The following is a 26264-nucleotide window of genomic DNA, read 5'->3' as shown; positions in this document are numbered from 1 at the left end:
TGCTTGCCCTTCGGACACAACGCAAGCTTAGTTATTAGCTGCCTACACAAGTAATAATGATGTTTTAATTTTGTAAATATTTTTTAGGTATCTTTTCATTTTTAGATTCTAATGTCCATAAAAGATGTGCTACCCACCATCTATTTTCAAAATAAACTAATTGGAAACTGTTAATTCCGCGTTCTTCTGCTCCTTCGGAATCTTTTCCATAGAAACTTTGAAATACATTTGCTATGCCATTATATTCATTGATTACTTTTCCAATTTCGTACTCCAGGTATCCTTGCTCATAATATTCGTCATGCAGTAATACAATAAATTCAGTAAGGCCAATTGTTTCTACCGGCCGGTTAGTTGTATCCATATTATTAAGTACAGTAAAAGTAGCAGTAGGCAAGAATAAATTAGTTAATGCATCCCAGTCTCTTTGTTGTCCCTTTTTTACAGACACTAATTGCAAAACTTTTTTTACAATACCTTCAATTGACTTCACTGAATTGGTATCTGTTACGATATTTTTTTGAGCAGCTAAAACCAAGGTTGAAAAAAGAATAAGGATGATTAATGATATATATTTCATTGTATTTTTTTAAGTAACCAATTTAAAATTCGAAAGCTGGTAGATGTATTGCGGCTAACGTTCGGACTTGGCGAAGTGCGGATAGTAACATTCCGTCTGCCGGAACTGTTGTTGATTTTTATTTAAAGCTCAAGATAAAATTTTTTGTTGAGCAAAGTTTCGTCGCGCCCGACAAACGCAGCACAATAGCAAAACAAAAGTTGAGGTTGCGTATTGTCAAGCCCGCATTTTCGCCAAGCATCTATGTAAAAGCGGTATCGGCAAACAATAAAACGTAAAAATGCGCAGCATTTATGCCTGCAATTGTTTAGCGCGGTTATTCTTCCTGATGGATAATAAAATAGAGCCTGTAATGCAAATAATAATTACACCAAGTGATATAAACACCAGCGTGGTTGGGCTGAGCCATTGCTCCAGCCAGTGTGCGCCAATCATTTTAAGCCCGATAAATACCAGCACAATGGCAATGCCTTCCTGCAGGTAATCGAATTTGGCAACAGCTCCTTTCAGCAAAAAGAATAAACTTCTTAAGCCAAGCACGGCAAAAATATTGGACGTATAGATCACCATCTTATCCCGCGAAATGCCCATTACCGCGGGAATAGAATCCAATGCGAAAACAAGATCAATGGAAGCCAGCATCATTACCACCACAAACAGGGTGGTATAATAGCGTTTTCCATTTTGCCGTATCCATAGTTTGCCGCCGCCATCGCTGTTGGTGAGCGGGAATAGTTTCTTTACAGCCTTATAAGCTTTTGACGTTTCGGGATCAAAGCCTTCATCATCTTTACTGGTAAACATATGAAAGCCGGTATATACGAGGAAGGCGCCAAAGATATATAACAGCCATTCAAAACGGTTTACAAGTGCAACGCCCACTGTAATAAAAATGACACGGAATACAATGGCCATCAATATACCCAGCAGCAGCACGCGGGAATAATATTGTTCTTTTACGGAGAATGAAGTGAAGATGAGAATGAACACAAAAATGTTATCAATGCTTAAACTCCATTCCATTAAATAGGCGCTGATGTATTCAAGTGCAAGGGTTTTACCATTTTCAAACCACATAAAAACAAAGAATGACAGGCCGAGCGCTACCCAGAAAATGGTTTGAAGCAAAGCTTGTTTTATGGTAACGGTTTTATTTTTCTTGCTTAAAAGACCAAGATCGAAAACGAGGGCTAATATTAGAACAATACCGAATACAATGTAGCTGATAGTATCTCGTGACATGAGTTTGCAATATTACACCCCAAAACGCTTTTTCCTGCGCCACTGATAAATAAAACCAAACATTATGATTAATGCAATAGGTATAGCAATGTTTATCAGTTGCCAGGCTGTTTTTTGGTCTTCCACTTTTTTGCGGTCTAATAAACGCAATGTGAAATCTTTATTACGGCTTTCAAAAATACCGCTAGTGCTGGTAAGATAATCTATGCAGTTGAGAAAGAATTCACGGTTGGCAAAACGGTAATTTTCGTAGGGCAACTCCCCCATTGGCAACGGGCCGGTAGTATTGCTAACGGCATTGGTTACAATATCGGCATCGCTCATTACAATTTGCTGTGTGGGATTTATATTGGTTGATGCAAACGGTTTGTTTAAAGCTTTGCTTACTGAATCTTTCGTGCCTTGCGTAAGGCGGTTGGCATATAAAGAATTGAATTTTCCTTCCAGCAGCACCGCAACCGGAATATAATGTTCATTGTAAGAAGCAAAATTATTAGTGCTGATGTCATCCATTATTTTATTAAGGCTTACAATGGCCGGCGAACTGATGATTCTGCTGGAAGTATCGGTTGATAGCAGGATCGTCTTTTTTATACCCGGCGCTTTGATGGTGTCGATGCCGGAGGGAAAAATAGAAAGCACACGGTCTAAATTTCTTGAAACAATATTATTATTGGGCGAAGAAAGAAATGGATAATAAGGCCAGGGAAAACGCTGCATGCGCGGGCTGCCATCGGCATTGTAACCGGTAACCAGCGGTATTTTGCTGCAATTTAAATCCTGTACAAGATTACCATTAATGCGCACGCCGTACCTGAACAAAAGATCATCAATATTAAGGTTGCGGTCGAAGGCAACAAAATCTGCCTGGCTGCGCATGAGGCTGTCTAACTCAGCATATAATTTATCAATGCACCAAACAATTTTTCCGCCATGCATCACATACTGGTCAAGCTTTAACTTGTCTTCATCTGTAAAAGGTATAGTAGGCTTTACAATTAATAAAGTATTGATGAGTTCAGGATTCGGATAGGCCTGTTTTAAATCAAATAAGGCTAAATTATAATCGTTGCGCAGGTTTTGAATAAGATCGTTTACATATTGCGGCCCTGCTTCCCCATTGCCAATGCAATATGCAATAGTTGGAATTTCTTTTCTTGTGAGTTTATCTATGGCATTGGCAAACTTGTATTCCAGCAAAGCCTCGGCTGCATTTAAGGTTGCTTCTTTATCCGGTTGCGGGTCTTCATCCACCACATTATAATTTTTAAACACCGTGCGGCTGCTTCTTAAATCCACGGCAACCGGCCTGTAATTTCCATACTGAATAATGGCGGAAGGGATAATTAATTGCTGCACTGCCTTTTCATTCCCCGTTGCAATGTTGCTGCTTTGTTCAAACACAACACCGAGGCGCTGCAGGCTGTCGTATAAATTCAGGCGCTGGCTATCCGGTAAATTCTCGCCGGGTTTTTCAAAATGAAAGCGGATATTATTATTGCTTAGATCGCGAAACTCATTTAATAAATCATTTGTAGCAATACTTAACTTTTTATAATCGGCAGGCAAATCGCCCGTAAGAAAAACGGTGATGTTGATAGCTGTGTCAACATTATTCAACAAGGTTCTGGTTGATGCATTTAAGCTGAAACGTTTTTCGGCAGTGAGATCAACTCTATAGCGGAATAAAGTTGAAGTATAGATAAGTACAATTAAGGCTGCCAGCAAAATAAGCCATTGATTTTTGGGGCGTAAATATTGATTGACAGGCTTCATTATCTTTTCTCAATATTTTGTTTTGTAAGAAGCATAAAGAACAGGATAATTGCCAGGAAGTAAATGATATCGCGTATATCAATCACACCTTTACTTATACTTTTATAATGAAAGTTGATGCCGAGCATCTGCACATAATAATCCAGCCCGTTTGAAAAGAAAGGCAACTGGCTTAAGGCATCAAACCCTGCATATAAAATCAAACAAACAAATGCGCCGCCAATAAAGGCAACAATGGTGTTATTGGTAAAACTGCTGGCGCATAAACCTACAGCCGTAAATACCGCGCCCAATAAAAACAAACCAATATAACTGCCAATGGTAGCGCCCACATCTATACCGCCGGCGGCGCTTAACTGCTGCAATGAAAATGCATAAATGGTTGTTGGAATTAAAGCGAGCAAAACAATAAGCAGGGCGCCAAAGAATTTACCCCAAACAATTTGTGATGATGTGAGCGGAAGCGTTTTTAATAATTCAAATGTGCCGCCTTTATATTCATCGGCCAGGCTGCGCATGGTAATAGTGGGAATAAGAAATAATAAAATCCAGGGCGCCAAAGAAAAGAAACCATCAAGTGAGGCATAACCAAAATCGAGCAGGCTGGTGTTGGGAAATACAAAAAACATCAATCCGTTCAATAAAAGAAAAACAACCAACGCAACGTAGCCGGTAAGGCTGCTGAAGAACTGGTTCCATTCTTTTTTGCAGATCATCCACATGGCTCAAAACTACTGCCTATAAGTTTACAGCGAAGAAGATTTTGGTAACGTTTGCTTAAAAAAGAAATGCGTATAAATGTTGATAGGTATCAGGTGCATATTATTATTAATATAAAGATTTTTAAAAAATAATCCATTAAAAACATTTGATTATTGCAGCAGTCCAAAAAAATTTATTGTCATATATCCTTTCAGATCTTTCACACTAAAATAAATTGACTTTCATGAGAAAAAGTGTAATCACTCTCCTCGCATTATTCCTATGCTTATCTGCAGTATTAGCACAAAACGATGTTTTTACAGGTAAGGTAACCGATGACAAAAATACCCCGGTACCGTATGCAACTATTAAAGTTAAGGGCACAAAAACCGGTGTTGCTGCTGATGGTCAAGGCAGCTTTTCTATACCGGCCAAGGCAGGCGATGTATTAATTATTTCTGCAACAGGTTTTACTGATAAAGAAGTTACTATTGGTACGGAAAAAACACTTGCCATTTCTTTAGGAGAAAACAATGCAACCCTTAGTGAGGTTGTTGTTACAGCTTTAGGCATAAAGCGAGAAAAAAGAATGCTTACTTATTCTACACAAGAGGTTAAGGGAGCCACGGTAATAGATGCTAAGCAAGATAATATTGTTAATGCTTTATCAGGAAAAGTTTCGGGTGTACAAATTACCAATTCAAGTGGGCAGCCTGGAAGTTCTGCCCAAATTGTAATACGCGGAAATAGTTCTTTAACAGGCAACAATACGGCGCTGTTTGTTGTAGATGGCATTCCTATTGACAATGGTGAAGCAGGAAATCCTGATGGCCCTTTAGGTGCTGGCGGCACATCAAATCGCGGTATAGATATCGACCCAAATATAATCGAAAGCATCACCGTGCTTAAAGGCGCTGCGGCTACAGCACTTTATGGCGCAAACGCTTCAAGAGGTGCTATAATTATTACAACAAAAAATGGACGCGGCGGCGTTTCGGGCAAACCCACCATTTCTGTAAGCAGCAGTTATATGGTGCAAACACCGCTTACACCAAAACTGCAGCATACATGGGCACAGGGCTCCGGCGGCGTTTATGTTGATGGCAACAATGGCGAATTTGGCAGTACTTCTTGGGGACCAAAAATGGATACATTAAAAGTAAACGGGCAACCCGTAAAAAAGCACGATCCATTTAAAGATTTTTTTAAAACAGGTCATACAACCGACAATAATGTAAGTGTATCAGGCTTTGGCGATAAATCAAGCTATGTTACTTCGTATTCTTTCTTAAAGAATGATGGGATAGTACCCACTACCTATTACACCCGTAATTCATTCTTTGCCAAGTATTCAATTAATTTTTCGCCAAAGGTTAGTCTAACTACACAGTTTAATTATGTGCATTCTGACAACAGGCGCACTCTGGATGGCAACAGTTTGGAATCTCCTTTATGGACAGTATTATCAGCACCTATTTCATGGGATCCGTTTCCCACTACCAATCCAGATGGCACACAACGCGTATACAGGCTTGCGCGCAATAATCCTTATTGGCTCCTTGATAATACGGGTTTAAAAGATAAGGTTGACAGGATTTTACCGGCCATTAACTTTTCCTACAAACCCCTGTCATGGCTTACCATAACAGAAAGATTTGGAGCAGACATGTATTACAATTCTACCGATTATCACGAAGCAATAGGCACCGTGGGCAGCTATCCGACCGGGAGAGTTTATAGCAGGGCTATAACCTACCAGCAATTTAACAACGATCTTATTGTTGATGCCCAAAAAACTTTTAACAATGATTGGTTTACAGAATTGCTAATAGGCAATAATATACTTACCAACTATAATGATAATAGGTTTGACCAGGGTGTTGGCTTGAATGTGCCTAATTTTTATAATATATCAAATGCCTCTACGGTAACTTCAAGCTATGCTTATTACAAAACCAGAAAGATTGGTTTTTATGCACAAGCCAATATGGAATATAAAAAAATGCTTACCCTTGGGTTGACAGGCAGGTATGATGGCAGCTCAGTGCTCTCAACCGATAATCAATTTTATCCTTATGGATCAGCAAGTGCAGGTTTCATTTTTACAGAGCCACTAAAAATGTCTGATAACCCTATTTTAAACTTTGGTAAAATACGAGCTGCTTATTCTTCAGTTGGTAACGATGCTGTTGGTCCATATTCATTAACCAATCCATATTACCAGGCCTCTATTGGAAATATTTCATTTCCTTTTAATGGCCAAAATGGATATCTTTTAACCACGCAGTATGGTTATCCTCTAAAAAACGAATTGGTAAAAGAATTTGAAGTAGGTCTTGAACTGCAGTTTCTTCAAAACCGCATTTCTTTTGATGGCGCTTATTTTAGTAAAAAGAGTGTTGACTTGTTAACTTCAGGCGTGCCGCTTGATGGTGCAACAGGCTTTGCCAGCGCTTCAGAAAATGCAGGCAGCATGCGTAACAGGGGTGTGGAAATAACCCTAAGTGCCATACCTGTAAAATCAAAGAACTTCAACTGGAATATTACAGTGAATTTTACCAAAATTAAAAATGAAGTACTTGAGTTAGCACCCGGCGTACCTTACCTTCAATTTGCAGGTTTTGTAAACCCCGGCATATTTGCCTATGCTAATTCTCCCTATGGGGTTATTTATGGCACACATTTTAAACGAAATGATGCAGGTGAAATGTTATTGGATGATGATGGCTATCCGCAACGGGATGACAACCTTGGGCCAATTGGTAATGCAACCCCCGATTGGCTGGGCGGTCTAACCAACGAATTTACCTATAAAAATTTCTCACTTTCTTTTGTATTAGATATGAAACATGGCGGGCAGATAATGAACCTGGATGGTCATTATCTTGATTTTTATGGTGTTTCAAAAATTACCGAAGACCGTGATGGCTCCAAAGTATTTCCAGGTATTATTGAAAGCACCGGCAAACCAAATACTACAGCTGTACCAACAGATCAATCCTTCTATCAAAATCTTTGGTCTAATATAGATGAAACATCATTGCAGGATGCATCTTACCTTAAACTGCGCCAGGCAACACTGGCATATAGATTTTCTAATGAAACGCTGAAAGGTTCTTTTTTCAAATCAATTACTTTAAATGTAACAGCTACCAATTTCATTTTGCATAAAAATTATTTTGGTGCCGATCCTGAAGTAAGCCTTAATGGCAGCGGCAACGGGCAAGGGTTTGCCAACTTTATGACGCCCACAAGCAAAAACATCCTGTTTGGTTTAAAAGCAACTTTCTAAGCAATAAAAAAATAACTAATGAAAAAAACAATAAAAATAATTTCTACTGTTATATTCATATTTTTTGCAGCCACCGGGTGCAAAAAATTTTTAGATATTAATGATGACCCCAATAATCCATTAGCAGTTTCTGAAAGTCTAATTTTATCCCCTGCTGAAGTAACGCTTTCTACAAGCATAGTTGGTGGATATAACGGCACTATTACTGCCTACTGGATGCAACAAATATCGCTCAACCAGGCACCGCCAAATAATGAATCTTATTTTATTACTGATGCAGATGTAAATAATACATGGAACTTTTATATGTATCCCAATGTATTAAAAAATCTGCATGATATGATAAATATGGCCGAAGCCCAGCAACATAATCAATATGCAGCTATTGGTAAAACTTTAATGGCATACTCTCTGGCTATTACAACAGATGTATGGGGCGATGTGCCTTATAGCGAGGCATTCCAGGTACCGGAAAACCTTACGCCAAAATATGATGCCCAGGAAGATATATACAAAGGCATTCAGGACCTTTTGGATAGTGCTATTTATTACACTAACCAAACGCCAAGCGAAGTTGCACCCGGAACAGATGATTATATTTATGGGGGCGATATGGATAAATGGAAAAAATTTGCTTATATGCTCAAGGCACGTTTTTATTTAAGACTTACAAATGCCCCGGGCTATACAGCATCTACGCAAGCAGATTTAGCACTTTCTGCATTGGCTAATGGGTTTAGTTCTAATGACGATAATGCTTTTGTGCCTTACACCGGCGCCTCAAGTGCAGAGAATCCGTGGTATGAAAACACATTGCCCGGTGCCGGGGGTGTTGTATTAGGCAAAACTTTTGTAGATTCTCTCAAAATTAAAAATGATCCCCGGCTTCCAATTATTGCAGCTAAAAACAAAGATGGTGAGTACGCAGGTAGGCAAGCGGGAATAGATGCTGTTCCTGACCCAAATATTTATTCTTCATTAAATACATTTTATGGAGGCTATCTTCCTTTAAATGAAGACAATTCAGCCGGTGCCGGAGCACCCTTGTTCCTGGCAACCTATGCCGAGCAATTATTTATAAAAGCAGAAGCAACTTTTTATAAAAATGGTGCCATAGCTGCTGAACCGATTTACCGGCAAGCTATAGCTGCGCATATGGATATGTTAGGCGTTTCTGGTGCAGATGCCGCTGCCTACATTAGTTCAAGACCTGCATTAACTGCCGGCAATGCACTTGAAAATATTATTAATGAAAAGTTTGTTGCTGACTTTTTAAGTCTTGAAACCTATAACGACTGGAGAAGAACCGGATATCCGCACCTCGCCTTAGCTGAAAATGCATATGTTGATTATATTCCTTTACGCTGGCCGTATGCAACAACCACTAAACTGGCCAACCCGCAACCTCAGCAAAGTTTAACAACAAAGGATCCTGTTTGGTGGGATGGTAATTGATAATAGTTTTAATTAAATATATAGCAAAGCAGGATGGTTACAAGCCATCCTGCTTTGCTATATAAAACCTAATAATAATCAAGTTCTCTTTTCAAATGCCTTAATTCTTAATTCTGAACAGCAAAGTTACGGTTACAAAAACGGTCTTACTGCAAGATTACTTTAAATAAGCATTACGTAATTATTTAGTGGCATCGCTGCAAATAGCAGCACACCCATTTTTGCTGAAAAAGAACCAAACAAAATGTTTTTAAACTTTGTTGACAATAATAATTTTTACAGCTCCGCCACTTACAGCAGTGATACAATAACAGGTAAATCAGGTTGTATAGATAGCTTTATGGCAGGCCTTATTTATGGTATATATAACCATCTTCCTTTTCAGCAACTCATCAATTTTGCAGCCGGCGCTGCCTTTCAGAAATTATTTATAAAAGGAGAAGCCATGAACAAAACGGTGGATGAAATAAAATCATTCCTGCAGCATTATCACTAATCTTTCGGCCTGTCTGCCGGATCGAGATTGCAGAATTTAAACGGCCCGAAACCCGCGCCATCACTGGCTTTCTTGCAGGCCGGCGGCAATCGCTTGTATGTGGTTTCTTCAGCCGTAATGCTGTCTGCATCAAAGCCGGCATTCGCTACAGCCGTGCGGATATAATCAAGCGTTATACGGTCTGGTATGTATTGGATTTTTAAAATACCGTTGCGTAGATCAGTTTTCCATTGCACAATACCGGCATCGGTATTTGGCCCCTTTTCACGCGTTAAATATTGGTTGAGCCGCTGCTCGCATTCCCAGCATTTCAGTTGCGGCACTTTTATGGTTCCCCACTGCGGCTTATTTTGCATCACCTGTGCATCAGTGCTTCCAATAACAAACATGAAAGCAACAACACTTATCCATTTCATATAAATAAAGTTTTTGATGGTATCAACGATTATGTTTTAAAAACGATAATACTGACAAAACATTGTTTAATCAGTCCGGCCATTTACACCAATAGCCGATATTTAGTTTAGAAGTAACACAAACTTTCTATCATCTTCCCCACACTTCCGGATTTATCCTCCAGCTTTTCAGCAACTCTTCCGTTTCTGCTGAAACAATTTTCTTTTCAATTGCCAGGTCTATCAAAGAAGTATAGGTAGTTAATGATTCAAGCATCACACCAGCTTTTTTAAATGCTTCTTCCGATGCATTAAATCCATAATTAAAAATAGAAACCATGCCCGCTATTTCAACACCGCTATTTCTTAATACATCTACCACCTGCAAACTGCTTTTACCGGTTGAGATTAAATCTTCCACAACTACCGCTTTCTGCCCTTGTTCAAAAAAACCTTCCACCTGGTTGCCAAGGCCATGCTCTTTGGGCTTGGGCCGCACATAAATAAATGGCAGTTTCAACTGGTCGGCGGCCATGGCGCCCCAAGCAATTCCCGCTGTAGCAACACCGGCAATCAAATCGGCTTCAGGGTATTGCTCAAATATTATATTACACATTTCGCTTTTAATAAAATCCCGCAGGTAGGGATAAGAAAGTACCCGCCTGTTATCGCAATAGATCGGGCTTTTCCAACCACTTGCCCAGGTAAAAGGCTGCTCCGGGTTTAATTTAATTGCTTCTGCCTGTAATAATTTTTCAGCAATAATTTTTTCATTCTTCATGCTGCGAAGATATTATTATTGAATATTGCAAACTGTACATTGTATAATCTCAAACAAACATCATGGCAAAAAAAATTATTGCAGCAGGCGGATTGGTCTTTAATGACAATGCTGAGTTGCTTATGATCTTTCGCCGCGGCAAATGGGACCTTCCCAAAGGAAAATTAGATGAAGGCGAAACCATAGAACAATGCGCCGTGCGTGAAGTGCAGGAAGAAACGGGTTTGCAAAGCATAACGCTCGACAGCTTTTTAGGCACAACACATCACGAATATTTTGAACCGCGCATAAACAGTGATGTTTTTAAAGAAACGCATTGGTTTAAAATGCATGCCGCTGCCACGCAAAGTTTAATACCCCAAACGGAAGAAGATATTGAACAGATTGAATGGGTGGATAAAAAAGATATTATGGAAAAATTGCAAAACACCTATCCAAACATCATAGATATTATTAACAAAATTCAATAACGACTAAAATATTTTCTGTCCTTAGTAAAGCTGCACTGGCTTATTTTTAGCGCATGAAAATATGTTTTGCCTGTTTTTTTACCTCGCTTATTTGTATTCAACTGAATGCACAAACATTGCCAGTTGCAAGAAATTATGAAGCTGCTTATAACAAGCAAACCCGCTCAGCAGATGGCAAGCCTGGTAAAAACTATTGGCAAAACACGGCGCACTATAACATTCGTGTGAGCTTTAATCCTGTAACAAGAGTTGTATCGGGCAGTGAAGACATTGCATATATAAATAGTAGCCCTGATACATTAAAGGAAATAGTTTTCAAACTTTACCCTAATCTCTATAAAAAGGGTTCTCAACGCGATTCACCAATTGATACGGCCGATTTAACCGACGGCGTTCAAATAACTAATTTTTCTGTTGACGGTAACAGTCAAAAACTAAAAGAAGCAAAAGGCACCAACATGAGTGTGCAGCATGTTTTATTAATGCCCGGGCAGCAGATGAACCTGCATCTTGATTTTTCTTATATACTCAATAAAACTTCTCATCAGAGAACCGGAATGGTTGACGACAGTTCTGCCTTTATCGCCTATTTCTTTCCGCGAATTGCTGTGTATGATGATATTGACGGGTGGAACAGGACCCCTTATACAGGTCACCTGGAAATGTATAATGATTTCTGCTCTTTTGATGTAAATATTACGGTTCCGAAAAACTATATTGTTTGTGCAACCGGCGATCTGCTGAATGCCGGTGAGGTGTATGCCCCTGCAATTGCAGAACGCATAAGTTTGGCAGAAAAAAACGATAACATCACCAAAGTGATTGATACAAGTGATTTGAATGCTGGCAATGTAACCGCCCAAAATGCTTACAACACATGGAAGTTTAAAGCAGATAGTGTAACAGATTTTGTATTTGCCACCAGCAATCATTATATATGGTATGCAAGCAGTCTTGTGGTTGATAAAACCACACAGAGAAGAACAAGGGTTGATGCGGTTTTCAATCCACAGCATAATGACTATTACAATGTAATAGATTATGCAAGAAAAACAGTGGAGAGCATGAGTTTTACGTTTCCCGCATGGCCTTTCCCATATTCACATGAAACCGTATTTGACGGCCTGGACCAGATGGAATATCCCATGATGGTAAACGATAACCCGCTTGAAGATAAAACAGATGCCATTGCATTAACCGATCATGAAATCTTTCATACCATGTTCCCGTTTTATATGGGCATCAATGAAACAAAATATGCCTGGATGGATGAAGGCTGGGCTTCTATTGGGGAATGGGTTATTTCACCGATGATTGATTCTTCTATTGTGGATGATTATGGCATGAACGCTTATAACCACAGCGCTGATTATGATTTTGATGAACCCATTACTGCATTAAGTACAGGACAAAAAGGCGAAAACTATTTTTTAAATGCTTATGCAAAACCTGCAATGGCCTATTTGTATATAAAAGATATGCTGGGAGATGAACTGTTTACAAAAGCTTTGCATTATTATATTGAACAATGGCATGGCAAACATCCCATGCCACTCGATTTTTTTAACTGCATGAATGCGGGCAGCGGCGAAAATTCAAACTGGTTCTGGCAAAAATGGTTTTATGACCGTGGCTATCCCGATCTTGCCATCAGCAGTGTAAAACAAAACGGCAGCAACATTACTGTTACGGTTATAATGAAAGGTAGTAAACCTGTTCCCGTTCATCTCACCATCTATTATAAAGATGGAACAACGCAAGCTTTGCACCAAAGCATTGCCGTTTGGGAAAAGCGCAATGAAACTTCTATCAGCTTTGCTTCATCCAAAAAAATAACTAAGATTGTTTTGGGCGAAGTACATGATGCAGATGCGGATAAAAGCAATAATGTTTGGAACGCGAAATAAATTAATCATCTTAATAAGTTACCACAGATGCATAGATGTATTTTTATCTGTGCACCTGTGGCAACAACATAATATCCTGTCAAAAATATTTTTTTACCAGCCCGCCAATAAAAGGAAACTGAACAAATTCTTTCTTTTCAATCTTTATAATAAAAAATATAAAGGCAAGTATAAACAACACTGCAATGGTTAAGCTGAATATGATATTATCATAAAAGCCTGTAATTACATTATGTAAAAAGAAAATCAAAACGGAAATGATAATATATGCCAGTAATTTTTTCCATGCATAAGGCACGTAGTATTCTTTCTGGCCCCATATAAAACTTATTACCATCATGCTTGCATAACAAAGGAAAGTTGCCCATGCTGATGCAACGTAACTGTACTTTGGAATAAAAAAGTAATTGATAACAATGGTTATAGCAGTACCAATTAACGTAATCGCAGCGCCTGCCATTGTTTTATTGGTGAGTTTATACCAGATGCTGAGATTATAATAAATACCAAGGCTCATGTTTGCCAGTAAAAGAATGGGAACCACCCTTAACCCGCCCCAATATTTTTCATCAATAAAATATCGCCACACCGGCAGGAATAAAGTAACGCCCAAAAACATTACCGCCACCGTTATTACAAAAAATTTAGTAACACGGGCGTAGGTCTTTTGTGGGTTATCGCTTTCAGCTTGCTTAAAAAAGAAAGGCTCAGCGCCCATTCTGAAAGCCTGGATAAATAGTGTGATAAGAATGGATAGCTTATAACAGGCGCCATAAATACCGCGTTGTTCATCTGCATAGCCATTGGCATTTGGCAGCCACCAACCCAGCATAAGCCTGTCGAAAGTTTCGTTAACAGTGCCACCTAAATTAGCCACGAGCATGGGCAGCGAATAAGCCATCATGCTTAACCATAATGCAGTATTAAAACTCCAGCGTTTGGGTAATATCCACTTGCCTAATAAAAATAAGGTACACAAAGAAGCCAGTGCATTGGCAACTAAAACATAGGTAATAGGATTAAGATCAGGCCTGTAAATGATAATCGCCCAACTGTTGGGATCGGCTTTTGCTTTTGCCGGGCAATAGCTCAGAAAAAAAACCGTAAAACCTATATTGATTAAAATGTTTGCAATTTTTATAAGGGCAAATAGCCTGGGCCTGCCTTCATACCGCAGCCTTGCAAACGGAATGGTTGCAAGCGCATCAAGTCCAATAACGATAATGCTTAATTGCACCAGCAGCGGGAATTCTGCAAGCGATGTGGCTTTGGCAAGCCAATCCTGGTTTAACCATAGCACAATTGTTAATACAACGGAGCTTATAAGCAGGCTGATAGTAGATGTGTTATTCACCGATTCATGATCAACATCTTTGCGCATAAACCGGAAATAAGTTGTTTCCATGCCATAGGTAAAAATGGCATTGAATAAAGGAATGGCCGCATACATTGCAGTCATCTGCCCATAGTTTGCCGTGGAAATAAGCGCAGAATAAGTAAGGTACGGCGTTAATAAATAATTAATAAACCTTGCTGCTATACCGCTTACGCCATACCAGAAAGTTTGTCCCGCCAATTGTTTAATACTGCTCAATCAAAAAAATGTTTCGGCAAAAATAATGATTGGGCAACAGCCGCCTGCCCGCAGGAATAATAATATTTTAAGCTTTAAACTTATATAATCTATATTGACAGGCCCGCAATGAAAGCTTCAACAAATTTTCACCGCATACATTCACCATTCACATTGGTAACATTGCCGTAACATTAGCATAACATTGAGGTAATTATAACGTAACACCTTTGCAGCCATAAATACTAACTATGCAAGGTGGAAATTTGGCAGCAAGAATACTTTCAATCATCTTTCTAATATTTATTACCTCGTTACCAGCACTGGCCCAAACAGGCAAAATAACAGGCCGGGTGGTTGATGAATCAAATCATGCCATCACAGGGGCCAGTATTAAAGTAGCCGGCAGCACCGCAGGCACTGTTACAGATGTAGATGGCCATTTTACATTAAATATAAGCGCAAAAGACAGCGTTACCATTGAAGTATCTGCAGTGGGCTTCACTGCCAAAACAATAAGCGGCATTATACCCGGATCAGCAGAAGATTTAAACATTAACCTTACAGCATCCAGCAACGATTTGCAGGCAGTAACGGTAAAAACTTCTGCACGCAGGGAAAGCACCAATGCGCTAATCAGCTTTCAGAAAAATACAAATGCAGTTGCCCAGGTAATTTCTGCAGAAGCCATAAGACGTTCGCCCGATAAAAATACCGGTGAAGCATTAAAACGCGTTACAGGCTTATCAATGCAGGAAGGCAAATATATTGTGGTACGCGGCTTAAGCGACCGCTATAACCAGGCCATGCTTAACGGTGTTTTGTTAAGCAGCACGGAACCCGACAGGAAAACTTTTTCCTTCGATATTTTTCCTTCGTCTATTGTTGAAAATATCATCGTAAATAAAACCTTCATACCTGAATATTCTGCAGAATGGGCAGGCGGTTTAATACAGGTGAATACAAAAGATATTCCCTCAAGGAATTTTATGAATGTGCAGGTAGGTACCAATTTCAACACCAATACCATTGGCAAAGATTTTTATATATATAAAGGAGGAAAGCTCGACTGGCTTGGCATTGACGATGGCACAAGGGCTTTGCCAGGTAACTTCCCCACAAAAAACCAGTTTTCGGTATTAGGCAGCAGTGAAAAAACACAGCTCGGCACACCAGTAGCTTCAGGCAGTTGGGCGCCCGAAAAGAAAGGCAGTTTTTTGCCAACCCTGGGACAAACTTTCCAGTTTAACTCCGGCTTTGCAAGCAAGGTACTGAAAGATAAAGACCTCGGCGGCGTTATCTCTGTTACCTACAACAGGAGTTTAAAGAATCTTGATTACAACAACAGCTTCTATAATATAGATGGAACAAAAGCCGATCCTTCGTTCCGGTATCATAACAATCGTTATTCAAACGATGTTTTATGGGGTGCGTTGGCCAACTTCTCTTTAAGGCTTAACAGCAATCACAAAATTTCTTTCAGAAATATTATTAATACAAATTCTTCTGACTATACAACCCTGCGTACAGGTAAAGATTTTGAATCGAATGCACAAACCGGCGAGAATATAAAAGCCTATGAATATGCTTTCAGAAACAATACTTTTTTCAATACGCAGTTAAGTGGCGAGCACAATATCCCATCGCTGAAAAGCAAGATTAACTGGTTTGGCAGCTTCACCATTCTTGATCAATATCTTCCCAAACAAAGACGCTTACAATACAACCAGGCAGCAGGAGACGATACGGCGCCATACCTTGCTTTGTTATCAAACACATTGTCCCAAAAAACAGGAAGTATATTTTATTCAGATCTGAATGATTATATATACAATGCCGGCGGCGATATTACTACCAGCTTTAACCTGTTTGGTCAAAAACAAACTGTAAAAGGCGGATATAATTTCCAGGTGAAAGACAGGATTTATGATGCACGTCCTTTCTCGGTAACATTGCCTTCCGATAATCCGGGATTAAAAGCGCTCGACCCGTCGCAGATATTCAATGCTTCAAATTTCGGCGACGGCAGTAACCAACTTCATTTTGATGAAATACCCGGCATTTATTACAGGTATATAGCCAATTCAATTTTAAATGCAGGTTATATTCAATTTGATAATGCTTTCACCGATTGGTTACGCATAGTTTGGGGCGCCCGTTATGAATATTTTGACCAATTAGTAGGCAGTGTTTATAAATCAGACCCACGTTTTAACTGGCAAAAGAAAGGCGATCTTTTGCCTGCCTTAAATATCACTTTTAAATTAAACAACAGGACTAATTTAAGAATTGCCGGTTCGCAAACCATTGTAAGGCCGGAATTCAGGGAACTGACCGGAACAGCGTTTTATGATTTTGAAGTAGGCGCCACTATCATTGGCAATCCTAACCTTGTAAGAACAAAAATCACCAATGCCGATATCCGCTATGAAGTATATAGCCGGCCCGGTGAACTCTTTACCCTCGGCGCATTTTATAAATATTTCCAAAGCCCGATAGAGCTTGCATTTAACCAGACAGGTGCCGGAGGCTCAAGCACATTTAATTATCTCGATAACAATAATTCAAAAGCGCAAACTTTTGGTGGTGAAATTGAGTTTCGCAAAAAGCTTGATTTCTGGCCTGCTTTCGAGCGCTTTACCGTGCAGGGAAATTTCTCTTACATCTACAACCGCGTAAAGTTCCAGGAGCAATCGCTTAACAGGCCAATGCAGGGCCAGTCGCCATATCTTATAAATGCAGCCCTACAGTATGATGTACAGGAAATTGGGCTAAGTACAACTATGTTATTCAATCAGATTGGAAGACGCATATTGTATGTGGGCAACGAGCAGGTGCCTGCTATATGGGAAGCGCCAAGGCCGCTGCTCGACCTGCAGATTGCCAAGAAATTAATGCATAATAAGAGTGAATTGAAGCTCAACATTGCAAACCTTATAAACAAGCGCGCCAATTTTTATCACGACCTCGATGGCAACAAAGTGTACAATAAAGGCGCTGACGCGTTGGCTATATCAAGGAATTACGGTACTAACGTAAGCCTGTCTTTTTCATATAATATAAAATAAATTAAAACTTTAAATCAAATACAAATGAACAAGCTACTTAGCTGTGCAGCATTATTAATCTTATTATTAGGTTCATGCCGCAAAATTCAGGAAGATGTAATTATTCACCCGGGCGGCAGTGGCAGTGATTCTACTGAAGAAAACACTGTTCTTGAAGGAAAGATTTCTTCAGACAGGACACTGAAAGCGAACTATGTATATAAGATCCGTGGATTTGTTTACGTAGTGAACGGCGCCAAGCTTACCATTGAACCGGGCACTGTTATAAAGGGAGAAAAAGGCAGTTCAACAAGGGGCGCATTGGTTATTACAAGAGGCTGCCAGATTATAGCGGATGGCACTGCTGATAAACCCATTATTTTTACTTCAGACCAGGCAAACCCGCAAAGAGGTGACTGGGGTGGCATAGTTGTACTTGGAAATGCAAAAACAAATGCGTCTTATAATGGCGTGCAGGGAACAGGTTCTGTTGAAGGCGGCGTAAACACTGCCGAAGGCCTGGGCTTGTTTGGCGGCACAAACGATGATGACAATTCCGGCATATTGCGTTATGTGCGTATTGAATATGCAGGCTACGCTTATTTACCTGACAATGAACTTAACGGCTTAACACTTGCCGGCGTAGGAAAAAGCACTACTGTTGACTATGTGGAAATATACAAAGCGAACGACGATGCCATTGAATGTTTTGGAGGTAATGTAAACCTTAAGCACACTGTATTTATAAGCACGCTGGATGATGATTTTGATACGGATAATGGCTGGAGCGGCAACGTGCAGTTTGGTATTGTAATAAGGGATTCTGCCATTGCCGATATTTCAAAAAGCGAATCTTTTGAAAGCGATAACGATGCTAACGGAAGTTCTTTAATGCCGCAAACATCAGGCACATACAGTAACATTACGGTTATTGGCCCACGCGCTGCACTTAATAATGCCGGTAACAGCCTGTTTCTTGCTGGTGCACAAATAAGAAGAAATTCAAGTATATCAATATTTAATTCTGTTATAATGGGTTATCCCACAGGTATTTTAATTGATGCCAGCAAGGGCACACCAACTGATAATAATATAACTGCAAATACGCTGCAAATACAAAATACAGTTGTAGCAGGTTGTAATGTTCCAGTTGATTATGCTGCAAGCGCTTCGCCTACCGGCTGGGATAAAGACGCTGTAAGCAAGTGGTTTTTAACCGCAGGTTACGGCAATTCAATATTAACCAACAACAGTGATGTATTATTAACGGCACCATTTGATTATTCAAATCCTGATATAACGCCAAAGGAAAATTCACCTTTGTTAAGCGGCGCAAGCTTTTCCGCTCCCAAATTATCAAACAGTTTCTTCAGTAAAGTTAGTTTCAAAGGCGCTGCAGGTGCCTCAGGCGATGAAGCTAACTGGTGGAAAGGCTGGACAATGTTAGACCTGAATTTATAATCCTTAATATACACTTAATGTTCCGTTCACAATTTAGTTACATAAATAAAGCATTTTTGTGATGGGTTCATAGCATTAAGTTAGAGATTCTATGCAGCCTTGCTTTCCAGCAGGGCTTTTTTATTGCTTTTATTTTCAGCAGTTTTTGGCAATAATTCTTCTTGCATTCATTAAACAAATGAGCCGCCCATTTCTGAACGGCCCTAAGCATAACCCCCATAAACTGTTTAATGGTGTAACAGGCTCTTTGTTAATTTAACCAATGATATTAATCGCAGTAATTATTAAACAGGTAACAGCACATCAGCGCAGGTTATATAAAAACTTATTGCATTTTAATAAAACATAGTAATTAAGTTTTATCAATTCACCACGTGCACAGGCCTATCATTAAAAAACGCAGAAAGGTTGGCTAATGTTATGTTCATCATTCGTGTTCTGGCTTCTTTTGTAGCCCATGCAATGTGCGGTGTGATCATACAATTTTTTGCTTTTAATAAAGGGTTGGATAAAGAGGGTGGTTCTGTGGAAAGCACATCAATGCCCGCGCCTGCTATTATATCGTTGTTTAATGCATCGGCAAGGTCTTCGTCAATAACAATCGGGCCGCGGCTTGTGTTCAATAAAAAAGCAGAAGGCTTCATCAGTCGTAAACTTTCTTTATTAATAAGGCCTTTTGTTTCAGGAGTTAAAGGACAATGAATACTTATTACATCTGCCTGTTGCAATAGTTCCTGCACGCCTGCCCATTTAAAATTTTTACGATGCTGCTGATTGGTTTCCGTTCTGCTGTTGGCAATTATATGCATACCAAACGCGGACGCTATATCAGCAACTTTCTGCCCGATAGTGCCAAAACCAATGATGCCGATGCTTTTACCATCAAGTTCCATTAAAGGATAATCCCAAAAGCAAAAATCAGGCGATGCAGACCATTTGCCCTTTATAACAGCATCGCTGTGGCGCTGCACATGATGTGTTAATTCAAGCAGCAAGGCAAACGTTAACTGCGCCACAGAAGCTGTGCTGTAACCCGGCACATTGCATACAGGAATATTCCTTGCACGTGCTGCAGCCACATCAATTATATTATAACCGGTTGCCAGTACGCCGATATATTTCAATGAGGCAAGCTGATTAATGGTTTGTGCTGAAAGCGGCACTTTATTGGTGAGTACAATGTCTGCCTCTTTTGCGCGTTCCACAATCTGCAACGGGTTTGTGCGATCATAAACAATCAATTCACCTAACGCTTCCATTTCTTTCCAGGAAAGATCGCCCGGGTTTAAAGTATAGCCATCTAAAACAACAATTTTCATCGGTAAAATTTTATTAATAAACATGCCTTATTTGCAAATCCTTATATCAATTTTCCACTTCGCCTATTATACAGCCGGATATATTCCATGCGCTGAAGCTATTGCCTTCACGTTTGCCTAAAGGAACAGCGACCTTTAATGTATGTGTGCCTCCTGCAAGATCATTCAGCGGAATATATACCGGGTTGGTAGTGGTGCCGGGACACCAGTTACTGCGGCTGTAATCGGAGGAGGAAACGCCATTGCCAAAATTCCCTGAGGAAGGATTGAACATCCTGTAAGTCCCGCAATCGGTGCGCCAGGGAATGAATTCAAATATTTTCCTGCCGTCTAAAAATATTTCGTTTAGCTTTTTATTAAATTCATCGCCGCCACCCCATCCTCCATGGCCTGTTGCAATATAACGCAATGCGGCATTTTTTAATCCTTTCGGAATGTTTACCGTAACAGTTAGCGAATCATCGTCGAACATAGTACCATAATTCTGCTGGGCCATTTCCATAAGGTTAAGCGTATTGAATACTGGCTGCACCCAATATTGTTTTTTAATACTGTCGGCTTCTTCTTCATGGTATTCCAGGTCAAGGTTTATGATATGGCCGCCTTTATCATAATTACCAATGTAAACACCAATCCAAACTTCATTATTCAGGCGTGGTAACAGCTCTGTTATATCCTGTTTATAGTTTACAGAATCAGCCCAGTTATAGCCCTCAATTTTTGAGCGTTCATTATAATGCCGCACACCAAACGGTGTAAAGAAACGCATCAATTCAAGCGGGGGCAGATAATCTTTTGTTTCAACCACGCCCTGGTATTCCTGCTGCTGCTTATCCTTATAAACCGGCAATACTTTTACGCCACTTTTTAATGCATCCAGGAAATTTATTTTTTTATCGAAGGGAATAATAAACACGCTGCCGGTGCGATCGTATGCATCGCCATTGGAATATTCAGTTAAACTGGCAAACACCAGCGCATTTTGCATAGCAGGCAGTTTCATTTTCTTTACAACCACCGTACCGCCGGCATACCGGCACACAGTATTTATTTCATCGTCTTTAGGATTAATAATAGTATCGCCAAAATTTATTTGCTGATGATTGAAAACAGGGATAGTAGTAAAGCGGTTATCAATCTGTTTCCTGCGATAGGTGGCTTCGTCCACAACCTGCAGGTTATTTGCAGGCATAGCAACATCTGTGTCGTTTATCTTTTTAAGATCTACAGATGTTGCATATGTTTCAAAACTTCCGTTGCGCACCATTTTTAATATTAATCCCAATGCAGGTGCAACACTGATAGACGGGCTGCCCTTTATACCGGCTTCATTCGTAAACCACACTTCAATTGTATTTGAGCGAATGGTAAGTTTTGCTTTTTGGCAATGATATCCCAGTATTGTTGCCGTATCATTTAAAACAGTTGCCTTTTCAAAATCATTAAACGGTGTTTTTAAAATATAGTGGCTGCCATCTTTCATGGTGAGGATTTGAAAGGCCTCCTGGTGGTTGTAATCAATAAACAGGTCTTCACTATTGGCCCTTCTTCCGCTTTGCACAAGATGCGCTGTGTTATTTTTAAAATATAGCTGAAGCGGCGGCGCCTCTTTAAGTTCTTTGGCATTATTTCGATAAGCGTAAGTTATTATGCCTTCAGATGTGGTTTTGGTGCCAGGCTGTGCTATTGATACCACATAAAAAAATAATGCAAATATCAAAAGCATATATTTTTTTTGCACTTCTTGAAAAAGTATCACAGCATAATTTTTCAAATTGTTATTTAGCATTTATCATTAGAAATTTTTCATTGAATGAATAATAAATTACAATGGTTGCTTACAGACATTCGCTGTAATTTAAATAATACACTAATTAAATAAGCCTGATGCAATATTAAGCGCATCTGCCATAATATATTTTTTCAAATTGTTCTTAATATAGTTTGATATACTTTAATAGACTGATGAAATATCTTAGACACATGAAAAAACTGTTTGCTTTTATTTTTATTTTACCTGCTCATTATTTGTGCGCACAGCAAATAGATTATAAAGGATTACCGCAATGGAGCTGGCACACAGAAGATTCTACAGAGTATTACTTGTACACACCATCAGGCATGAAGAAAAACAGGAAATATCCTGTTGTACTAGCAATGCATGGCTGTTGCGGTGAAGATGATCATGCAAGCCTGCGCAATACGGTTGACCCTATTGTGCGCATGTGGCACAACTTCTCCAACAATACACAAAAAATTCCCACTTACATTATTGCGCCTGCAACTTCACGAGGATGGCGGCAGCATTTTAATGACCTGAAAAAAATAACAGACAGTCTTATTGCCGATGGTAAGGCAGATCCGCAACGAATATATGTTTGCGGATTTTCAATGGGTGGAGAAGGCACCTTTGATATAATACAACAATATCCTGGCTATTTTGCAGCAGGCATTACAATGGGCATGGCTTTTCATGGAGATTCAACTAAAGTAAAAGATATTCCTATATGGTGCAACCAGGGTGAGACCGATTATTTTTCAAGATCGCTGCGCAAAAATGTTGCGGATATCCGTCACTTAAATGGCGCTGTAAATGATACAGGCGCAACTTGGGTTACCGGTGTAAATCCGCGTTATTCAAATTTTAAAGGTTATGATCACGGCGTGATGTGGGTTGCAGCCAGCACACAGAATTTAACGGATTGGGCTTACTCAAAAATTAATGACGGCAATATTTATCCAACAGTATTTTTTAAAACACCTTCCTATAAACAAACGGCAGAGGCTGGAGAAAAAATTAACGTTGAAATTGCCGCACACGATGCCGACGGAAGCATTAAAAAGGTGGAAGTTTTTTACAATGGCAAATCAGCAAAAACTTTTAAGAAAGCGCCTTATAAACTTGCATTAAAAGCCCGCGGCGGCGACAACATTATAAAAGCAGTTGCTTACGATGATAAAGGCAAAACATCAACGGCTGAAACCATCCTGAGAGTAAATATAAAACCATCTATAGCTTGGCAGTTTTTATACGATGCACAGGTTGCAAAATTTTACAGCGCTAAAATAAATGCCAGCGGCGGCAACGGTGTATTAACTTTTATTGCGGATGAAACAAAACTTCCGCCGGGTTTGCGCCTTTACCCCGACGGCACATTAAAAGGCATACCATTAATTGCAGGCAGTAATTATTCAATTCCGGTTAAGGTTTACGACGAAGACAATGATACGGCGGAATATACTTTTAATTTAAGAGTGCCTTTAAAAAGCAGGAGTGATGTACTGGTTACAAACCCCGTTTCCGCTAACGGAATACCTTATCGCGTTTCAACAATGACGTTAGGCGAATCACCGTTTTTTGATAATAAAGATACCGTGTTGACTATGGCAACGGAAGAAATTAACTTTAGTAATGTTGGCAGGTATGAAGGGTTGACTTTTATTAAAACCAATATTAATGAAAAAGACACGGCGGCTGACAATTTTTTAAGCTTTACTACAGATGAAGATGCAATAGTGTATGTGGCGTATGAAACCCTGGACTCCAACTATCACTCAACCATTCCAGCCTGGCTGAATGATTTTAAAAAAGAAGAGGGACAGATTGTTGCGCAGTATCGTTATTACAATGTGTATAGTAAAAGTTTTCCGGCAGGAAAGGTAACGTTGCCATCAGCAGATGCAAAAGTCAATAATGTTGGCACCGGTTATTTTATAATGATCAAAAAAGATTAATACAGTTGTTATGATAATTAAGATTGGCTGTAGTCAGCCAATCTTAACAATAATAGTATTACATGTTGTGCTTTAAAAGCTATTAGGTAGAAATTATGCAGTAAAATTTTTTGTTGAGGCAACGAAACATTTCCTGAAAATTTAAGTGGTTAATAATACAAGAGATTTCTCCTATCGTGGAAACGACGGTTCAATCTTCATCATAATAAACTTAATAGCGCAACATGTATATTGCTGTTAGCTCAAACAACCGCTGAATACAGTATGAAAAATTTTATAAGTGTAATTATATTTTGCGCCATTTCGTTGAATGGGTTTACGCAAAACATTATTAAAAGCAATGATCCGCGTATTCGTTACGAAGGCCGCGTAAGTGTTAATGATGATTCGGCTATGCTAAGCTGGCCGGGAAATTCCATCACCATTAATTTCAAAGGAACCGGTGTGAAAGCTTTACTCCGCGATGAAAAAGGCACTAATTACTTTAAAGTTATCGTTGACGGGCAACTTATGCCTGATATAAAAATGGATTCTTCAAAACAATTATACACGCTTGCTTCCGGCCTGCAAACAGGAAGGCATACGGTGCAGCTTTTTAAAAGAACAGAATGGGTTTTTGGGAGAACATGGTTCTACCAGTTTCAGCTTGATGCGGGCACAACTATTTCCAGAGCGCCTGCAGCCCAAAAAAGAAAAATAGAATTTTATGGTAACTCTATTACCTGCGGTTATGGCGTTCTGGATACCAGCGGCCAGGACAGAGGCACGCCGCCGTTTGAAGATAATTACCTAAGCTACGCTGCTATCACTGCAAGACATTTCAGTGCGCAATACAGTTGTATTGCCCGCAGTGGTATTGGCATTTTAATAAGCTGGTTTCCGCAGGTAATGCCAGAGATGTATGACCGTTTATATGGCGATGACGTGAACGGCAAATGGGATTTCAGCAAATACTCACCGGATATTGTGGTTATTAATCTATTCCAGAATGATTGCTGGCTGGTACAACAGCCGCAACATGAACAATTCAAACATCGTTTTGGCACAACAGCGCCATCGCCGGAACAAATTATTAAAGCCTACCAGAATTTTATTGAAAGCATTCGCGGTAAATATCCCAAAGCCCATATTATTTGTGCCCTGGGAAATATGGACGCTACAAAAGAAGGTTCAGCATGGCCGGGTTATGTTTCAAAGGCTGTAGAAAATATGCACGATAAAAAGATTACTGCACATTTTTTTCCTTATAAGAATACGCCCGGTCATCCGCATGTAAACGAGCAGCAGGCAATGGCCGATGATTTAATAAAATATATCGAAGACAACATACAGTGGTAGCTGCATTACGTTACGACATTTAATCGCTAAATAAAAAGAGGCAGTCTTGCTTTAAGACCGCCTCTTTTTATAAACACATTTGAGCAAATACAGCATTATTCGTCATCAGAACTTTCATCATTACTTTCTACACCAGTCTCAGTCTCCTCTCCTTCCTCACTAAAGCCTTCATTGTTTTGAGGCAAATCATATTTCTCTTCAATATCTACAAATTTTTTACCCAGCAGGCTGCGGGTGCCATATTGTTGCGGGCCAATACCCTCGACCCTCGATGTTGCCGGGTAAATTATTTTACTGCTTTCTTCTTTTGACACATTAATAAGCTCAATATGAAAGGTCCAGCTTTTTTCAAAATCATAGATGTAAATAAACTTCTGGTTCGTGTCACGGATTTCACTGCCAATGGTGGTATTAATCATTATCAGCGGTTCGGCTTTATATTCCTTATCATATTTTTCAAGCGTAATTTCCCTGCCGCGCTGCCAGTTATCGTTGCTCCTGTAAAAAGTTGCCTGGTGTTTATTGTCAAACTCATAAGATTTTAAGATTGCATTGTGCAGGTCGAAAAAATTTTGAGAATGCTTTATCACCACATCCCTGTAAACGGCTTCATCTTCTTCGTAATATGCCCTGAATTTTAAAACTGCCATGGGTAGAATTATTTATATGTCAATTTATTATTTCGATTATAATTA

The 26264-nt window shown here is 39.5% G+C and carries 19 protein-coding genes; 9 read left to right on the top strand and 10 right to left on the bottom strand.

Going from position 1 to position 26264, the window contains the following annotated elements; all coding sequences use genetic code 11:
• Positions 1 to 64: 64 nt before the first annotated feature.
• The 4 genes from ACTHN6_RS00245 to ACTHN6_RS00230 form a co-directional block, all read right to left on the bottom strand.
• A complete protein-coding gene (locus ACTHN6_RS00245) occupies positions 65 to 580 on the bottom strand; it encodes a hypothetical protein (protein WP_440433700.1) in 516 nt (171 codons plus the stop codon).
• Positions 581 to 871: 291 nt separating this feature from the next.
• Positions 872 to 1822 (bottom strand): TerC/Alx family metal homeostasis membrane protein, encoded by a 951-nt coding sequence (locus tag ACTHN6_RS00240; RefSeq protein WP_440433699.1) that lies wholly within the window; start codon positions 1820 to 1822, stop codon positions 872 to 874.
• A gap of 12 nt (positions 1823 to 1834) precedes the next feature.
• Complete coding sequence (gldG, locus tag ACTHN6_RS00235; RefSeq protein ID WP_440433698.1) at positions 1835 to 3598, bottom strand: gliding motility-associated ABC transporter substrate-binding protein GldG; 1764 nt, start codon at positions 3596 to 3598, stop codon at positions 1835 to 1837.
• Positions 3598 to 4320, bottom strand: coding sequence for an ABC transporter permease subunit (locus tag ACTHN6_RS00230; RefSeq protein WP_440433697.1), 723 nt, complete (start codon positions 4318 to 4320; stop codon positions 3598 to 3600). The genes gldG and ACTHN6_RS00230 overlap by 1 nt, the downstream gene beginning before the upstream one ends.
• 224 nt (positions 4321 to 4544) lie before the next feature.
• On the opposite strand from ACTHN6_RS00230, the gene ACTHN6_RS00225 reads away from it, so the two are divergent.
• The 3 genes from ACTHN6_RS00225 to ACTHN6_RS00215 all read left to right on the top strand — a co-directional run bounded on the left by ACTHN6_RS00225 (position 4545) and on the right by ACTHN6_RS00215 (position 9543).
• Complete coding sequence (locus ACTHN6_RS00225; RefSeq protein WP_440433696.1) at positions 4545 to 7592, top strand: SusC/RagA family TonB-linked outer membrane protein; 3048 nt, start codon at positions 4545 to 4547, stop codon at positions 7590 to 7592.
• A gap of 18 nt (positions 7593 to 7610) precedes the next feature.
• On the top strand, positions 7611 to 9047 hold the full coding sequence (locus tag ACTHN6_RS00220) for a SusD/RagB family nutrient-binding outer membrane lipoprotein (protein WP_440433695.1): 1437 nt from the start codon (positions 7611 to 7613) through the stop codon (positions 9045 to 9047).
• 244 nt (positions 9048 to 9291) lie between these two features.
• Positions 9292 to 9543, top strand: coding sequence for a hypothetical protein (locus ACTHN6_RS00215; protein ID WP_440433694.1), 252 nt, complete (start codon positions 9292 to 9294; stop codon positions 9541 to 9543).
• Here the strand turns inward: ACTHN6_RS00215 and ACTHN6_RS00210 are convergent.
• Both ACTHN6_RS00210 and pyrE read right to left on the bottom strand, forming a co-directional pair.
• Entirely contained in the window at positions 9540 to 9959 is a 420-nt protein-coding gene (locus tag ACTHN6_RS00210) for a heavy-metal-associated domain-containing protein (protein ID WP_440433693.1), read from the bottom strand. The genes ACTHN6_RS00215 and ACTHN6_RS00210 overlap by 4 nt on opposite strands.
• A gap of 130 nt (positions 9960 to 10089) precedes the next feature.
• Positions 10090 to 10719, bottom strand: coding sequence for an orotate phosphoribosyltransferase (pyrE, locus tag ACTHN6_RS00205; RefSeq protein WP_440433692.1), 630 nt, complete (start codon positions 10717 to 10719; stop codon positions 10090 to 10092).
• A gap of 62 nt (positions 10720 to 10781) precedes the next feature.
• Here pyrE and ACTHN6_RS00200 point away from each other — a divergent pair, with 62 nt between their 5' ends.
• Both ACTHN6_RS00200 and ACTHN6_RS00195 read left to right on the top strand, forming a co-directional pair.
• Positions 10782 to 11189 (top strand): NUDIX hydrolase, encoded by a 408-nt coding sequence (locus tag ACTHN6_RS00200; RefSeq protein WP_440433691.1) that lies wholly within the window; start codon positions 10782 to 10784, stop codon positions 11187 to 11189.
• 53 nt (positions 11190 to 11242) lie between these two features.
• Positions 11243 to 13096, top strand: coding sequence for a M1 family metallopeptidase (locus ACTHN6_RS00195; RefSeq protein WP_440433690.1), 1854 nt, complete (start codon positions 11243 to 11245; stop codon positions 13094 to 13096).
• A gap of 79 nt (positions 13097 to 13175) precedes the next feature.
• Here ACTHN6_RS00195 and ACTHN6_RS00190 read toward each other — a convergent pair whose 3' ends face one another.
• Entirely contained in the window at positions 13176 to 14690 is a 1515-nt protein-coding gene (locus tag ACTHN6_RS00190; protein ID WP_440433689.1) for a lipopolysaccharide biosynthesis protein, read from the bottom strand.
• A gap of 230 nt (positions 14691 to 14920) precedes the next feature.
• Here ACTHN6_RS00190 and ACTHN6_RS00185 point away from each other — a divergent pair, with 230 nt between their 5' ends.
• Together ACTHN6_RS00185 and ACTHN6_RS00180 are read left to right on the top strand one after the other, a co-directional pair.
• Positions 14921 to 17737 (top strand): carboxypeptidase-like regulatory domain-containing protein, encoded by a 2817-nt coding sequence (locus tag ACTHN6_RS00185; protein ID WP_440433688.1) that lies wholly within the window; start codon positions 14921 to 14923, stop codon positions 17735 to 17737.
• A 24-nt stretch (positions 17738 to 17761) separates the two neighbouring features.
• Positions 17762 to 19177 (top strand): hypothetical protein, encoded by a 1416-nt coding sequence (locus ACTHN6_RS00180; RefSeq protein WP_440433687.1) that lies wholly within the window; start codon positions 17762 to 17764, stop codon positions 19175 to 19177.
• 362 nt (positions 19178 to 19539) lie between these two features.
• On the opposite strand, the gene ACTHN6_RS00175 is transcribed toward ACTHN6_RS00180, so the two are convergent.
• Together ACTHN6_RS00175 and ACTHN6_RS00170 are read right to left on the bottom strand one after the other, a co-directional pair.
• Positions 19540 to 20496 carry a D-2-hydroxyacid dehydrogenase gene (locus ACTHN6_RS00175; RefSeq protein WP_440433686.1) on the bottom strand — a complete coding sequence of 319 codons (957 nt, stop codon included), beginning with the start codon at positions 20494 to 20496 and terminating at the stop codon, positions 19540 to 19542.
• A 46-nt stretch (positions 20497 to 20542) separates the two neighbouring features.
• Positions 20543 to 22222 (bottom strand): PNGase F N-terminal domain-containing protein, encoded by a 1680-nt coding sequence (locus ACTHN6_RS00170; RefSeq protein WP_440433685.1) that lies wholly within the window; start codon positions 22220 to 22222, stop codon positions 20543 to 20545.
• A gap of 257 nt (positions 22223 to 22479) precedes the next feature.
• Here ACTHN6_RS00170 and ACTHN6_RS00165 point away from each other — a divergent pair, with 257 nt between their 5' ends.
• Both ACTHN6_RS00165 and ACTHN6_RS00160 read left to right on the top strand, forming a co-directional pair.
• Positions 22480 to 24231, top strand: a complete 1752-nt coding sequence (locus ACTHN6_RS00165) for an Ig-like domain-containing protein (RefSeq protein ID WP_440433684.1) — start codon at positions 22480 to 22482, stop codon at positions 24229 to 24231.
• 264 nt (positions 24232 to 24495) lie between these two features.
• The gene (locus ACTHN6_RS00160) at positions 24496 to 25569 is read left to right on the top strand and encodes an SGNH/GDSL hydrolase family protein (RefSeq protein ID WP_440433683.1); all 1074 of its coding nucleotides are present in this window, start codon (positions 24496 to 24498) and stop codon (positions 25567 to 25569) included.
• 95 nt (positions 25570 to 25664) lie between these two features.
• Here the strand turns inward: ACTHN6_RS00160 and ACTHN6_RS00155 are convergent, their stop codons facing one another.
• The gene (locus ACTHN6_RS00155; RefSeq protein WP_440433682.1) at positions 25665 to 26219 is read right to left on the bottom strand and encodes an IS1096 element passenger TnpR family protein; all 555 of its coding nucleotides are present in this window, start codon (positions 26217 to 26219) and stop codon (positions 25665 to 25667) included.
• Positions 26220 to 26264 lie beyond the last annotated feature (45 nt).

Source organism: Parafilimonas sp., from assembly GCF_051953455.1.
Classification (GTDB): domain Bacteria; phylum Bacteroidota; class Bacteroidia; order Chitinophagales; family Chitinophagaceae; genus Parafilimonas.
This window is presented reverse-complemented; position numbering and strand designations above follow the sequence as displayed.

Bases quoted from the DNA above. Each gene is read 5' to 3' on its own strand.
- ACTHN6_RS00245 (WP_440433700.1), bottom strand. From the start codon at position 580: ATGAAATATATATCATTAATCATCCTTATTCTTTTTTCAACCTTGGTT.
- ACTHN6_RS00240 (WP_440433699.1), bottom strand. From the start codon at position 1,822: ATGTCACGAGATACTATCAGCTACATTGTATTCGGTATTGTTCTAATA.
- gldG (WP_440433698.1), bottom strand. From the start codon at position 3,598: ATGAAGCCTGTCAATCAATATTTACGCCCCAAAAATCAATGGCTTATT.
- ACTHN6_RS00230 (WP_440433697.1), bottom strand. From the start codon at position 4,320: ATGTGGATGATCTGCAAAAAAGAATGGAACCAGTTCTTCAGCAGCCTT.
- ACTHN6_RS00225 (WP_440433696.1), top strand. From the start codon at position 4,545: ATGAGAAAAAGTGTAATCACTCTCCTCGCATTATTCCTATGCTTATCT.
- ACTHN6_RS00220 (WP_440433695.1), top strand. From the start codon at position 7,611: ATGAAAAAAACAATAAAAATAATTTCTACTGTTATATTCATATTTTTT.
- ACTHN6_RS00215 (WP_440433694.1), top strand. From the start codon at position 9,292: ATGTTTTTAAACTTTGTTGACAATAATAATTTTTACAGCTCCGCCACT.
- ACTHN6_RS00210 (WP_440433693.1), bottom strand. From the start codon at position 9,959: ATGAAATGGATAAGTGTTGTTGCTTTCATGTTTGTTATTGGAAGCACT.
- pyrE (WP_440433692.1), bottom strand. From the start codon at position 10,719: ATGAAGAATGAAAAAATTATTGCTGAAAAATTATTACAGGCAGAAGCA.
- ACTHN6_RS00200 (WP_440433691.1), top strand. From the start codon at position 10,782: ATGGCAAAAAAAATTATTGCAGCAGGCGGATTGGTCTTTAATGACAAT.
- ACTHN6_RS00195 (WP_440433690.1), top strand. From the start codon at position 11,243: ATGAAAATATGTTTTGCCTGTTTTTTTACCTCGCTTATTTGTATTCAA.
- ACTHN6_RS00185 (WP_440433688.1), top strand. From the start codon at position 14,921: ATGCAAGGTGGAAATTTGGCAGCAAGAATACTTTCAATCATCTTTCTA.
- ACTHN6_RS00180 (WP_440433687.1), top strand. From the start codon at position 17,762: ATGAACAAGCTACTTAGCTGTGCAGCATTATTAATCTTATTATTAGGT.
- ACTHN6_RS00175 (WP_440433686.1), bottom strand. From the start codon at position 20,496: ATGAAAATTGTTGTTTTAGATGGCTATACTTTAAACCCGGGCGATCTT.
- ACTHN6_RS00170 (WP_440433685.1), bottom strand. From the start codon at position 22,222: ATGCTTTTGATATTTGCATTATTTTTTTATGTGGTATCAATAGCACAG.
- ACTHN6_RS00165 (WP_440433684.1), top strand. From the start codon at position 22,480: ATGAAAAAACTGTTTGCTTTTATTTTTATTTTACCTGCTCATTATTTG.
- ACTHN6_RS00160 (WP_440433683.1), top strand. From the start codon at position 24,496: ATGAAAAATTTTATAAGTGTAATTATATTTTGCGCCATTTCGTTGAAT.
- ACTHN6_RS00155 (WP_440433682.1), bottom strand. From the start codon at position 26,219: ATGGCAGTTTTAAAATTCAGGGCATATTACGAAGAAGATGAAGCCGTT.